This is a genomic window from Kocuria sp. CPCC 205235 (assembly GCF_040980905.1).
Lineage (GTDB): Bacteria > Actinomycetota > Actinomycetes > Actinomycetales > Micrococcaceae > Kocuria > Kocuria carniphila.
In genome coordinates, this window is sequence record NZ_JAVKPR010000013.1 from 1 (window position 1) to 12,676 (window position 12,676).

A 12,676-nucleotide genomic window follows, 5' to 3' on the forward strand; every position below is an offset into this window, starting at 1 on the left:
GCGAGATGCCCTCTCATCGCGGTGGAACGGAACCCTGAACAAGTCCCATTCTTCCCGGTCAGACGGGCATCCCGTCTTTAATTGCGACCCAAGCCCAGCATGCTCATCGGTGGACCAAGGCTAAGTGAGGACGCCCTCGAAGAACGAGGCCAGTTCGCCGGTTGCGTCCAGGGGTAGGACGGCGGCGACGTAGTGATCGGGACGGACGACTACGACGGCGCCGTCGCGGCTGATCTGGCGCTCCTCGTAGATGTCCTCGTCCGGCAGCGTGGCGTAAACGCGCTCCCAGTAGTTCAGCTCCAGCGGGCCGATCTGCGGCCGGAAGACCCGGGGCACCTGGGTGACGTCCATGTCCGTGTACTGCTGCTGGTAGGTGACGTCCACGTCGAAGAGGGTGGCGTCGTCGTCGCCCTCGCGGCGATAGGCAACCAGCGGGGACTTGGGATCGTTCTGCAGCCACTCGGCGAAGCGCGACGTCGCCGATTCCTCGCCTGCCGCGGCGCGGTCCGCGTAGACGTGGATGCGCCAGCGGCCGTCCGCGGTGGCCTGGTGACCCTGGTGCAGCGCGTAGGCGTCGCACACGCGCATGACACGAGCGGATTTGAAGCGCTTGCCCACGGGGTAACCGGCGGCCAGGTCCTGGTGCTCGGTGCCCGCGGTGATCAGGGACGGCTGGTACTCGGTCATGAACCCGGCCGGGAACTCCGCCGTCTTGACGTAGAAGTCCTCCAGGTATTTGGGGTCAGGCAGCTTGTCCTGCGGGGTGGCCATCAGGGTGGACCACTCACGGTCGAAGTCGATCAGGTTCTTGGCAATGACCTGGCGTTCCTCGGAGTAGGTGTCCAGCAGCGACTCGTTGGCGCGACCGGAAAGCACTGCACCCAGCTTCCACCCGAGGTTCCAGCCGTCCTGCATGGACACGTTCATACCCTGGCCGGCCTTCGCGGAGTGGGTGTGGCAGGCATCGCCGGCAATGAAGACGCGGGGCACGCGGGTGCCGCGGTCCTCGGTGTCGACGTCGTCGAAGTGGTCGGTCAGACGGTGACCCACCTCGTAGACCGAGGACCATGCCACGGACTTCACATCAACGCTGTACGGGTTGATGATCTGGTTGGCGCGCTTGATGATTTCTTCGACCGGGGTCTGGCGCACCTTGCGGTTATCGTCCGCGGCGACCTCGCCCAGGTCCACGTACATGCGGAAGAGCAGACCACCCTCGCGGGGGATCAACAGGATCGAACCGTTGCGGGAGTTGATCGCGCACTTGGTACGGATATCCGGGAAGTTGGTGTTGGCCAGAACGTCCATGACGCCCCATGCGTGGTTGGCGCCCTTGCCCTCGAGCTTGCGACCGATTGCCTTGCGCACGCCGGAGCTTGCGCCGTCGCAACCGAAAACGTACTTGGCGCGGATGGTGCGCTCTTCGCCTTCGCGCTCGCCGGCCACGTAGCGAACCGTGACGGACACGGGGTACTCGGCGTCCTGGCCGACCTCCAGGCCGACGAACTCGATGCCGTAGTTGGGCTCGATCTTGGCGGGCCCGTTGGCTGCAGCCTCCAGGAAGTAGTCGAGCACGCGAGCCTGGTTCACGATCAGGTGCGGGAACTCGGAGACGCCGTGCGGGTCATCCGCGGGGCGCCCGGTGCGCACAATGTTTTCCGGGTTTTCCGGATCCGGGTTCCAGAAGCACATCTCGGTCAGGTGGAACGCTTCCTGGGTGATGCGCTCGGCGAACCCGAAGGACTGGAAAGTCTCCACACTGCGGGCCTGGATGCCGTCCGCCTGACCGATTTCCAGACGGCCGGGGCGGCGTTCGATGACGCGTGTGTTCACATCGGGGTACTGGGTCAGCTGGGCGGCGGCGATCACGCCAGCCGGGCCGGTCCCGACGATCAGGACGTCCATTTCATCGGGGAGGTCTTCGGGACGGTCGATTCCGTAGCCCTGGGGCGTTGCAATCCGCGGGTCCTCGGAAACATATCCGTACTGGTGAAACTGCATGCCTTGCTCCTCGAGGTACGTGACGGCGCGCGTCGCTGCGTGCGGCTCTGCTGGTTGAAGTTCAGGTGAGGGGACCCGGCTGGATGTGGCCGGCGTCTCAGGAATGCACACTAAGTCGCATCCGAATCGTGATCCACGTTACTACAAACTAGTACATGAGTGTAATAGTTTTTCGGACTGTTTCTGTGGGTCTGCTCAGCGGGCGGGCTGATGTGCGTTTGGCTGTGGGTCTCGACGAAGTGGCGTTCAGGGCCGTTCGTCAGCCGGATCGGTGGTGGTGGGCAGCCCGGCTTCCACCCATGCGTCGTAGCCACCAACCATGTCGGTGGCGCGGGAGAGCCCCAGCTGGCGGAGGTTCCATGCGGCCAGGGACGACGAGTAGCCATGGCGGCAGAACAGTATGTAGCGGTTATCCCGGCCGGTGGCCTCGGGGATGCGGTACTCGAACGTGGGGTCCAGGCGCCACGGCAGCACGGTCAGATCGATCACCAGCGAGCCGGGGATGATCGCGCTCGTGGCCCGGTGCGTGCTGGTGCGCAGGTCGATCAACAGGGCACCGCGTTCCTGTTCGGCCAAGGCCTGTTCCGGTGTCAGCCGATCCAGTTCCGCGCGGACACGTTGAAGCATAGACATGGAGCCGCGCGTATCGAGAGCCATGCGGCGATCCTAGTTGCCATCGCAATCTGGTCGACGCTACGACCGCAGTTGGCTATCCCCGCTGCAAACTAATCGACGGTACGGCCATCGGCTCACAACGGGATGCAGTCCGATCGACGGTACGACCGTTCCATGGTGGTCCGTTGCAGTCTGATCGACGGTACGACCAGAAAAACGGGGTTTCGTGGTCGCACAGTCGATCAGATTACGGATCTACTGGGGGTAAGGCTGCAGCGTCGATCAGGATGCACCGCCGGTTAGCAGGGCTTGAATACCTTGCCGCCGGGCGCGTAGCAGCGGGGTCCGGTGTAATCGGGGAGGTCCGAAACATAGCCGGGCGGTGCTTGGTCAACCACGTTTGGAGCGGGCTTCGGGGCCGGTGCCGGTGCCGGAGGTGCGGGCGGAGCAGGGGGAGCAGGGGGAGCCGGGGCATGGACCGCCGGGGCATCCGGTACAGCGGGCGCGGCCGGGGCAGAGGGAGCTTGTGGCGCTCGAGGGGGTTCCGGTGCTGAGGGTGCCTGTGGCGCCGAATCCCCGGACCCGTCAGACCCGCTTGAGCCGCTTAAGCCGCCGTTATTGTTTCGAGCTGAGTCCCTCTCGGCCTGCTTCTGTGTTTCGCTCTGCTGGCGAGCGGCGCGTTGTTCCAGGTCGGCCACATTGGTTCGGAGAGTTGTCACACTCTGATGAATGGACGGAATTTCAAGAAGGTGGCGAATGTGCGGGTGTACGTCTCCGTCGATTAGATCGAGCGTTGCGAGGAAGGTTGCGGCCTCGGCGGCATCAGTGGCCGCGTCGGCAAGATCCTCTGGTGATGCGTTCTCCACTGCCTCCGTTGCTTCTTCCAGCTGAGTGGGCAGTGTGCAGCCGATGGCCGGGTCCAGCAGCCCGATCCCCTTGTGTTCCGCCTGGGCGAAGGCTTCCTCCACCGGTGGCAAGAACTTGTCATTGGGTTCGATCAAGAGCGGTGTGGCCAAGCCTTGGCGAGCAATTTCAGCGTTGGCCAGGCGGCCGTCTTCCAGGAAGACGCCCGCCAGCGTGCGGCCATAGGAATCAGTGCGTTCCTGGTCGTACTCCAAACCCACAACGGTGCCCGGGGCTAGAAGCTGCTCAGCGTACTCGGTGGCTTCTGGGCCCAGGCATTCAACGATCTCATTCGGATCTTTCGTTTCCGGGGTGTCGATGTTCAGAAGGCGAACTCGCTCAATCGCTCCGTTGAGTTGAACATCAATCGTGTCACCGTCGATCACTCGATCCACCACGGCGCGTTCGCCGCGCAAGTCAGCAGTGGGGGAGGGGGATGCGACCGCTTGGGTCGCCGGTTCTGAGGAAGCTGAGTCGTTGGACGCGGCCGGGGTGCTCGCGCAACCCGTGAGAAGAAGTAAAGCTACTGCCGACACGGTCAGTTGCCGAAGGTTGAGGGGGTGCGTCATTGCAGTCCTGTCGCTAAAACGGGGGAATCAACATCATTTAAACCGCTGGACACGTCAACACGCGGTAAGACGCGAGTGCAGTGGCGCATGTCATACACGCCGCGAAGAAGACCCCCGCAACAACTAGTCAAAGCGTGTACAAGTTGGATACGATCAAACCGCGTAGTTCCAGCGATTTTCAGTTACTCCACGCCCGTCTCGTGAGCAAACAGCGCGATCAACCCTTGTCGCCCCGCCGCAGATAATATACGATTTCGAATAACATCCGAGGATAACCAGAGGAGGCTCCATGACTGAGAGCACTCAGAACGTTCCTTCCCAGGTCGCGGCAGTTCCGGTGAAGCCGGGCAAGATCATCGCCGTGCATCTGGCCTACGAATCCCGTGCTGCACAGCGCGGTCGCAAGCCGGCGGTTCCTTCGTACTTCATCAAACCCTTCAGCTCCCTGGCCGGCTCCGGCGCAGAAGTGGAGCGACCCGCGGGCACCGAGCTGCTCGCTTACGAGGGCGAGATCGCCCTGGTGATCGGCAAGCCCGCCAAGAACGTCTCCCTCGAGAACGCCTGGGACCACGTTGCCGCTGTGACCGCAGCCAACGACTGGGGCGTTTACGACCTGCGCGCCGCGGACAAGGGATCCAACCTGCGCAATAAGGGTCGCGACGGCTACACCCCGGTCGGCCCCGAGCTGATTGACGCCCGTAGGGTCAGCCCGGACCAGCTGCGCGTGCGCACCTGGGTCAACGGCGACCTGGTTCAGGACGACGTCACTGCCGACGACCACATGATCTTCCCGCTCGCCCAGTTCGTCGCGGACCTCTCCCAGCACGTCACGCTCGAAGAGGGCGATGTCATCCTGACCGGCACCCCGGCGGGATCGTCGGTAGCCCAGCCGGGCGACGTCGTCGAAATTGAAGTTGACGCACCGCAGGCCGACGGCGCTCCGAGCACCGGCCGCCTGATCAGTCGCGTCACCGAGGGCACCGCGAGCTTCGATTCGAACCTGGGCGCAATGCCCGCGGTGGACGATAAGCAGCGCGAAGAAGCATGGGGCTCCCGCGAGGAGGCAGGTCTCCCGGCCGAAGATAGCAAGGGCCTGCCCGAGGACCTACGTGCCAAGCTCGAGCAGGCGCCCACCGCTGGCCTGTCCGCGGAGCTGCGTAAGCGCGGCCTCAACAACGTGGTCATCGAGGGTGTCTACCCGCAGAAGGCCGGCACCAAGATGGTCGGCACGGCCAAGACGCTGCGCTTTGTCCCGAATCGCGAGGACCTCTTCAAATCCCACGGCGGTGGGTACAACACCCAGAAACGAGTTTTCGACGCCGTGGGCCCGGGTGAAGTCATCGTGATCGAGGCCCGCGGATCGGCCGGTTCTGGAACACTCGGCGACATCCTTGCCCTGCGCGCGCAGTTCAACGGTGCAGCAGGTGTGGTCAGCGACGGCGGCGTGCGCGATTACGAGGCAGTCAAGGAGATCGGCCTGCCGGTCTTCGCCCAGACCGCACACCCCGCCGTGCTCGGGCGCCGTCATGTCCCGTGGGACCAGGACATCGCCGTGGCCTGCGGCAACGCGACCGTTCTGCCCGGCGACGTGATCGTGGGTGACGACGACGGCGTGATCGTGATCCCGCGCGACATCGCCCAGGAGGTCGTGGACGCGGCACTGGCCAAGGAACACGAGGATGCCTGGGTGGCCGAGCGCGTGGCCGAGGGCAACCCCGTCGACGGCCTGTTCCCGCCCACCGGCGAGTGGAAAGAAAAGTTCCAGCAGTGGCTGGCCGAGAACCCGGTTCCGGGTAACTGAACCGGCTGACACGGAACTGATCAAGGACAGAGGCAACCCCATGACCACCCCGGCTCGTACGGAAGCAACTCAGAAACTCGGTAAGGCCCAGTACGCCTACGAGTGGATCAAGGTGCAGATCCTGGAGCAGGCGTTCACGCCCGGATACCGCTTGGTGCTCGCGAACATTGCCCAAACCCTGGGCATGTCCGTGGTGCCGGTGCGCGAAGCGATCCGTCGGCTGGAGGCCGAAGGGCTGGTGACGTTCGAACGCAACGTGGGCGCCCGGGTGGCAATGGTGGACGGTGAGCAGTACCGCTACTCCATGGAGGCCCTGGGGATCCTGGAGGGTGCGGCCACCGCCCAATCCGCGGCGCACCTCACGGCGAAAGAACTCGCCGAAGCCCGCGAACTCAACGCCAAGCTCGAGGAGTCACTGGAGAACTTCGACCCGGAAACCTTCACCGCGGTCAACCACCAGTTCCACCAGATTCTGGCGTGCCGGTGCCCCAACCAGCGCCTCAACGACATGATCGCCGTGGAATGGGAACGCCTGAATCACCTGCGCACCTCCACATTCTCTTTCGTGCCCAACCGCGCTCGCGCTTCCGTGAACGAGCACTACCAGATCCTGCACTTGATCGAGACCCACGCCCCCGCGGACGCCGTGGAGAAGGCAGTGCGCGAACACCGCACCGCCACGCTGCGCAGCTACCTCAACAGCCGCGGAACCAACTGACCAACCGTCCACACCCAGCACACACATTGGGAGTACTCACATGACTTCGAACACCGATGCCAAGCCCCAGGGCCTGCCCGATTCCATCCGTCACTACATCAACGGCGAATGGGTGGATTCCATTGACGGAGACACCTTTGACGTTCTGAATCCGGTCACCAACGAGCCCTACATCAAGGCCGCCTCCGGTAAGAAGGCGGACATCGAGGCCGCTGTTGCCGCCGCCAAGACCGCGTTCGAAGAGGGCCCCTGGCCCAAGATGCTGCCCCGCGAGCGCTCGCGGGTGCTGCACAAAATCGCGGACATCGTGGAGTCCCGCGGTGACCAGTTGGCGGCCATGGAGTCCTACGACTCCGGTCTGCCGATCACCCAGGCACTGGGCCAGGCGCGCCGCGCTGCGGAGAACTTCCGTTTCTTCGCGGACCTGATCGTCGCCCAAAGCGATGACACCTATAAGGTTCCCGGCCGCCAGGTGAACTACGTGAACCGTAAGCCCATCGGTGTGGCCGGTCTGATCACCCCGTGGAACACCCCGTTCATGCTCGAGTCCTGGAAGCTCGGTCCCGCGCTGGCCACCGGTAACACCGTGGTGCTCAAGCCCGCAGAGTTCACTCCGCTCTCGGCCTCCCTGTGGCCGGGCATCTTCGAGGAAGCCGGCGTCCCGGCCGGTGTGTTCAACCTGGTCAACGGCTATGGCGAAGAAGGCTACGCCGGCGACTCGCTGGTCAAGCACCCGGACGTCCCCTTGATCTCCTTCACGGGTGAGTCCCGCACCGGCCAGATCATCTTTGCCAACGCGGCCCCCTACCTCAAGGGCCTGTCCATGGAGCTGGGCGGCAAGTCCCCGGCCATCGTCTTCGACGACGCCGATCTGGAAGCCGCCATCAACGCCACCATCTTCGGTGTGTTCTCCCTCAACGGCGAGCGCTGCACCGCCGGTTCGCGCATCCTGGTTCAGCGCGGGATCTACGACGAGTTCGTGGAGCGCTACGCGGCTCAGGCCAAGCGCGTAAAGGTGGGCCTGCCCTCGGATCCCAAGACCGAGGTGGGCGCCCTGGTGCACCCGGAGCACTACGAGAAGGTCATGTCCTACGTGGAGCTCGGCAAGTCCGAGGCCCGTCTAGTGGCCGGCGGTGGTCGCCCCGAGGGCTTCGAGACCGGCAACTACGTGGCACCCACCGTGTTCGTGGACGTCAAGCCGGAGGCCCGGATCTTCCAGGAGGAGATCTTCGGTCCGGTCGTGGCGATCACTCCGTTCGATTCGGATGAGGAAGCACTCGAGCTGGCCAACAACACCAAGTACGGTCTGGCCGCTTACGTGTGGACCAGCGATCTGAAGCGTGCCCACAACTTCGCGCAGGACGTCGAGGCCGGCATGGTCTGGCTGAACTCCAACAACGTGCGTGATCTGCGCACCCCGTTCGGCGGCGTGAAGGCCTCCGGCCTGGGTCACGAGGGCGGCTACCGCTCCATCGACTTCTACACCGACCAGCAGGCCGTGCACATCAACCTGGGCGAGGTCCACAACCCGGTCTTCGGCAAGCAGGACTGACTCTGCGCTGCGGGTCGGTCAGTGCGACCGGCCCGCGGCTACGCAAGCACACTGCACGTGAAACTTTCGAACCCCACCACCTGATCACCCTCATCACGAAGGACAACCATCATGACGAATCCCGCAGACCGGACAATGACGTCCTCGGGCTTCTATGTATCCCAGGAAGCCCCGATCTCCACCGACAACCCGATCAAAACCCCTTCGGTTCCCGCGCCGGACATCCTGCGCTGCGCCTACATGGAACTCGTGGTCACCGACCTCAAGCGCTCCCGTGACTTCTACGTGGACGTGCTCGGTCTGACGGTGACCGAAGAGGACGAGAACGTCATCTACCTGCGCTCCATCGAGGAGTTCATCCACCACAACCTGGTGCTGCGCAAGGGCCCGGTTGCCGCCGTGGCCGCATTCTCCTACCGCGTGCGCAGCCCGGAGGAACTCGACAAGGCCGTCGCCTTCTACGAGGAACTCGGCTGCCGCGTGGAGCGCAACAAGGAAGGCTTCACCAAGGGCATCGGTGATTCGGTGCGCGTGGAGGACCCGCTGGGCTTCCCGTACGAGTTCTTCTACGACGTGGAGCACGTGGAACGCCTGGCTTGGCGTTACGACCTCTACACCCCCGGCGCCCTGGTGCGACTGGACCACTTCAACCAGGTCACCCCGGACGTTCCCCGCGCCACGAAGTTCATGCAGGACCTGGGCTTCCGCGTGACCGAGGACATCCAGGACGAAGAGGGCACCGTCTACGCCGCGTGGATGCGCCGCAAGCCCACCGTGCACGACACCGCCATGACCGGTGGCGACGGCCCCCGCATGCACCACGTAGCCTTCGCGACCCACGAGAAGCACAACATTCTGGCGATCTGCGACAAGCTCGGTGCCCTGCGCCAGTCGGACAAGATCGAGCGCGGTCCCGGCCGCCACGGTGTGTCCAACGCGTTCTACCTCTACCTGCGCGACCCGGACGGTCACCGCGTGGAGATCTACACCCAGGACTACTACACCGGCGACCCGGACAACCCCGTGGTCACGTGGGATGTCCACGACAATCAGCGCCGCGACTGGTGGGGCACGCCCGTGGTCCCGTCCTGGTACACCGAGGCTTCCTTGGTGCTCGACCTGGACGGCAACCCGCAGGAAGTCGTCGCTCGCACGGACGAGTCCGAAATGGCCGCGACCATCGGCGCGGACGGCTTCTCCTACACCCGCGCCTCCGAGGGCGAGGAGTCCATGCCCGATTGGAAGAAGGGCGAGTACAAGCTGGGCAACCAGCTCTGACCACTCGACTTTCGTGATTGACGACGACGCCGGGCCGTTCCACACGCGGGCGGCCGAGCGGCGTCGTCGCCAGTGAAACCCGACCAACGCGAGGGAGACCCCATGCTGGAGCAGGAACGCATCACCAAGATCGCGGACGATCTGGCCGCGGCCGAACGCGACCGCACCATGATTCCGCGGCTCACGCAGCAGTACCCGGAGATGACCGTGGAGGATTCCTACGCGGTGCAGAACGAGTGGCGCCGCCGCAGTGAGGAATCCGGGCGCCGTCTGGTGGGCCGCAAGATCGGGCTGACGTCCAAGGTCATGCAGGAGGCCACGGGCATCAGCGAACCCGATTACGGTGCGATTTTCGCCGATCAGGTCTACGAGAACGGCTCCGTGATCAAGCACGATCAGTACTCGAACGTGCGCATTGAAGTGGAATTGGCGTTCGTGCTCAAGGACGAGCTCAAGGGTCCGAACGTGAGCATTTTCGACGTGCTGCGCGCCACCGAATACGTGGTTCCTGCCCTGGAGATCCTGAGCTCGCGCATCGAGATGGAGGGTCGCACCATCGTCGATACCATCTCGGACAACGCCGCCCTGGGCGCCATGGTCTACGGCGGCAACCCGGTGGCCCCGGATGCCGTGGACCTGCGCTGGGTCTCCGCGCTGCTGTACCGCAACGAGACCATTGAGGACACCGGCGTGGCCGCCGCCGTGCTCAACCACCCGGCCAACGGTGTGGTGTGGCTGGCCAACAAGCTGGCCGCCCACAACGATTCGCTGCCCGCCGGGAGCATCATCCTGGCCGGCTCGTTCACCAAGCCCATGTGGGTCCATCCCGGTGACACCGTGCATGCCGATTACGGAGATTTGGGAGCCATTACATGTCGCTTCGAGTGAACAACCTGATTCAGTCCTTCCGAGCGGAGGACGCGGCGAACCTGCCGGGTGCGCTGCCGAGCCTCAAGGACCTCTTTCCGTTGGCTGACGGCGAGCAACCGGTCGTGGGAATCTTCCACTCGTCCGGTGACCCCACCGCCGCCGAAATCCTTGCCGGCACCGGTTTCGACTACCTGCTGATCGACGGTGAGCACTCGCCGCTGTCGCTCGAGACCATTCAGTCGGTGCTGCGGGCGATGGCCGCCTATCCCACGCTGGGCATGGTGCGGGTCCCCGTCAACGACGAGGTCATCATCAAGCAGTACCTGGACCTGGGCGTTCAGACCCTGGTGGTGCCCATGGTCGATTCGGTCTCAGAAGCCCAGGCCGCCGCGCGTGCGGTGGCTTACCCGCCCGAGGGCGTGCGCGGCGTCGGCTCCGTACTGGCCCGTTCCGGGCGCTGGAACCGCATCCCCGACTACCTGGCGCGAGCGCGCGAGACCATCACGCTGATCGTGCAGGCCGAATCCGCGGCCTCGGTGGAGAACATCACCGAGATCGCGGCGGTCGAGGGCGTCGAAGGCGTGTTCATCGGCCCGTCCGACCTGGCCGCCTCCATGGGGCTGATCGGTCAACAAACTCATCCGGACGTGGTCGCCGCCGTCAAACACGTCATCACCGAGGTCAAGGCCGCGGGCAAGTTCGTGGGCGTCAACGCCTTCGCCCAGGACCAGGCGCGGGACTACCTCGCCGCGGGGGCGGACTTCGTCAACGTGGGCGCCGACGTCGCTCTGCTCGCCAACGGCAGCCGGGCCCTGTTGGAGGCTTTTCAGAAGTAGGCGTTGTTTAGGCTGACGTCATGGCAACTCAGTTCAGCTCCTGAACTGACCCAGGTCGAGGGACACGGAGAAGGCCCGGGTAGCGCTCGCTACCCGGGCCTTCGATGTCCGGTCCTTTCGGGGCCGGGTCGGGGTTCGTCCAAAGTCTGGACGGGATGATTAGCCACCGGACACCGCGGTGTCGCCGAGGCGGATGGACTGCAGGATGGCCTTGACCGTGGGGACGTCCGTGTAGGTCGTGTCGACCTTGTGCAAAATCTCCTTTGCTTCCTCATGCGACAGTGCCTGGTTGGTCACGGTGGGCGGAGTTGCGAAGAACTCAACCCAGAGTTCACCCGTGCCGGAGCCGTTCAGCAGTGACACCATGCCGGAGGAGTTGACCTGCGTGAGCCCATACAGCGCCTGATCCTTGTCTGCGGACTCGGGGCTGTGAACATACGCGGAGTAGGTGTTCACCGGGCTACCCAGCTGTTCAGTGATGGGTGATTCCACTCCACCATCTCCCATGGTCCTGGTGGAGGTGAACCACTCCTCGGTGGCCGGTCGCATGTCCGTGGTGGCAACGCGGCCGGTGAACTCGCCCGAGGGGCTCGTCAGCTCCAAGTAGCTTTGGTCAGTTTTCGCCGTCCATGACGACGGGTACTTCAGCGAGTACCGTCCGTCGGGAGCGGTGTAGGTCTCCGTCAACGCCTCCGCTTCACCTTGAGCGGGCGGCTCGGGGGAGGCCTCCGGGGTGATCTCGACGGACTTCAGGATGGCCTGAGTCGTCGCACCGTTCTCCGATGTCACCGCCTTCTCGGTGGCCTCCGCGGCCTCCGCGTCCGTCAGGGCCTTGCCGGTCGTGTTCACGCCGGTCTGCTCGAAGGAGGCCCACAGCTCTTCCTTGCTGTTGGTCTTGCCCAACCCCACCATGCCGCTGGCGTTGACCTGAGTCAGTCCGTGCGCCACGACATCCTGTTCGGGACTGTCCCCAGCCTTGAAGCCGGAGTAGAGGCTCACCGTGGTGCCCAGAAGTTCGGTGAGACGCTCAGCGGGATAGGAGTTCTTGTGGTCGAGGTGGCGATCCGTAAACCATTCCTCACCCGGGGCGTACGTGCCAGTTGCGGATACGTGGCCGGTCACGGTGCCGTCAGGGCTGGTCAGTTCCAGGTAGCCCTTATCGGTCGTGGCTTTCCATGAGGACGGGTACTTCACGGAGTAGCTCTCGTCGGGAGCCGTGTAGGTCTCCGTGAGGGCACCCGTTGTCTGTTCCGCACCGGTCGCGGCGGGTTGTGCGGTTCCGCTGTGCGCCGTCGACGACGCCGCGCTCGGCGTGGTCCCGGACGCGTCCAGCGCCGTGGTTTGTTGCGTTTCGGACGCTGTGCTTGCCGGGGTTGAAGTGCTGCACCCGGTCAAGGCGATAGTGGTGGATATTCCAAGGGTTATAGCCCAGTTGCGGGCTTTTCTCTGTGCCATGTCTTCGAGTCTTCCGAGACTGCCGGTGGTTTGCAATGGTAAACGGCGGATCGTAATAGACCTGTGATGTGAACCACA

The 12,676-nt window shown here is 64.3% G+C and carries 10 protein-coding genes; 6 read left to right on the forward strand and 4 right to left on the reverse strand.

What is annotated here, in order from left to right:
* Positions 1-120: 120 nt before the first annotated feature.
* From RF638_RS10050 to RF638_RS10060, 3 genes are all read right to left on the reverse strand, one after another.
* Complete coding sequence (locus RF638_RS10050; protein WP_368841949.1) at positions 121-2,001, reverse strand: FAD-binding monooxygenase; 1,881 nt, start codon at positions 1,999-2,001, stop codon at positions 121-123.
* Positions 2,002-2,247: 246 nt separating this feature from the next.
* Positions 2,248-2,658: a rhodanese-like domain-containing protein gene (locus RF638_RS10055; protein WP_368841950.1), complete on the reverse strand. Its 411-nt coding sequence runs from the start codon at positions 2,656-2,658 to the stop codon at positions 2,248-2,250.
* Between the two features lie 257 nt (positions 2,659-2,915).
* On the reverse strand, positions 2,916-3,935 hold the full coding sequence (locus tag RF638_RS10060) for a thermonuclease family protein (RefSeq protein WP_368841951.1): 1,020 nt from the start codon (positions 3,933-3,935) through the stop codon (positions 2,916-2,918).
* A 442-nt stretch (positions 3,936-4,377) separates the two neighbouring features.
* Between RF638_RS10060 and RF638_RS10065 the strand changes: the two genes are divergently transcribed.
* From RF638_RS10065 to RF638_RS10090, 6 genes are all read left to right on the forward strand, one after another.
* Positions 4,378-5,889, forward strand: coding sequence for a fumarylacetoacetate hydrolase family protein (locus tag RF638_RS10065; RefSeq protein WP_368841953.1), 1,512 nt, complete (start codon positions 4,378-4,380; stop codon positions 5,887-5,889).
* A 40-nt stretch (positions 5,890-5,929) separates the two neighbouring features.
* A complete protein-coding gene (locus RF638_RS10070; RefSeq protein WP_368841954.1) occupies positions 5,930-6,607 on the forward strand; it encodes a GntR family transcriptional regulator in 678 nt (225 codons plus the stop codon).
* A 40-nt stretch (positions 6,608-6,647) separates the two neighbouring features.
* Positions 6,648-8,159 (forward strand): 5-carboxymethyl-2-hydroxymuconate semialdehyde dehydrogenase, encoded by a 1,512-nt coding sequence (gene hpaE, locus RF638_RS10075; protein ID WP_368841955.1) that lies wholly within the window; start codon positions 6,648-6,650, stop codon positions 8,157-8,159.
* A 111-nt stretch (positions 8,160-8,270) separates the two neighbouring features.
* Positions 8,271-9,437, forward strand: a complete 1,167-nt coding sequence (hpaD, locus tag RF638_RS10080; protein ID WP_368841957.1) for a 3,4-dihydroxyphenylacetate 2,3-dioxygenase — start codon at positions 8,271-8,273, stop codon at positions 9,435-9,437.
* A 102-nt stretch (positions 9,438-9,539) separates the two neighbouring features.
* The gene (gene hpaH, locus RF638_RS10085; protein WP_344225577.1) at positions 9,540-10,325 is read left to right on the forward strand and encodes a 2-oxo-hept-4-ene-1,7-dioate hydratase; all 786 of its coding nucleotides are present in this window, start codon (positions 9,540-9,542) and stop codon (positions 10,323-10,325) included.
* On the forward strand, positions 10,310-11,143 hold the full coding sequence (locus RF638_RS10090) for an HpcH/HpaI aldolase/citrate lyase family protein (protein WP_368841958.1): 834 nt from the start codon (positions 10,310-10,312) through the stop codon (positions 11,141-11,143). The genes hpaH and RF638_RS10090 overlap by 16 nt, the downstream gene beginning before the upstream one ends.
* A gap of 159 nt (positions 11,144-11,302) precedes the next feature.
* Here the strand turns inward: RF638_RS10090 and RF638_RS10095 are convergent, their stop codons facing one another.
* On the reverse strand, positions 11,303-12,598 hold the full coding sequence (locus RF638_RS10095) for a hypothetical protein (RefSeq protein ID WP_368841959.1): 1,296 nt from the start codon (positions 12,596-12,598) through the stop codon (positions 11,303-11,305).
* Positions 12,599-12,676: the final 78 nt, after the last annotated feature.

Coding starts and splice junctions, on each gene's coding strand:
- RF638_RS10050 (WP_368841949.1), bottom strand. CDS start 2,001: ATGCAGTTTCACCAGTACGGATATGTTTCCGAGGACCCGCGGATTGCA.
- RF638_RS10055 (WP_368841950.1), bottom strand. CDS start 2,658: ATGGCTCTCGATACGCGCGGCTCCATGTCTATGCTTCAACGTGTCCGC.
- RF638_RS10065 (WP_368841953.1), top strand. CDS start 4,378: ATGACTGAGAGCACTCAGAACGTTCCTTCCCAGGTCGCGGCAGTTCCG.
- RF638_RS10070 (WP_368841954.1), top strand. CDS start 5,930: ATGACCACCCCGGCTCGTACGGAAGCAACTCAGAAACTCGGTAAGGCC.
- hpaE (WP_368841955.1), top strand. CDS start 6,648: ATGACTTCGAACACCGATGCCAAGCCCCAGGGCCTGCCCGATTCCATC.
- hpaD (WP_368841957.1), top strand. CDS start 8,271: ATGACGAATCCCGCAGACCGGACAATGACGTCCTCGGGCTTCTATGTA.
- hpaH (WP_344225577.1), top strand. CDS start 9,540: ATGCTGGAGCAGGAACGCATCACCAAGATCGCGGACGATCTGGCCGCG.
- RF638_RS10090 (WP_368841958.1), top strand. CDS start 10,310: ATGTCGCTTCGAGTGAACAACCTGATTCAGTCCTTCCGAGCGGAGGAC.
- RF638_RS10095 (WP_368841959.1), bottom strand. CDS start 12,598: ATGGCACAGAGAAAAGCCCGCAACTGGGCTATAACCCTTGGAATATCC.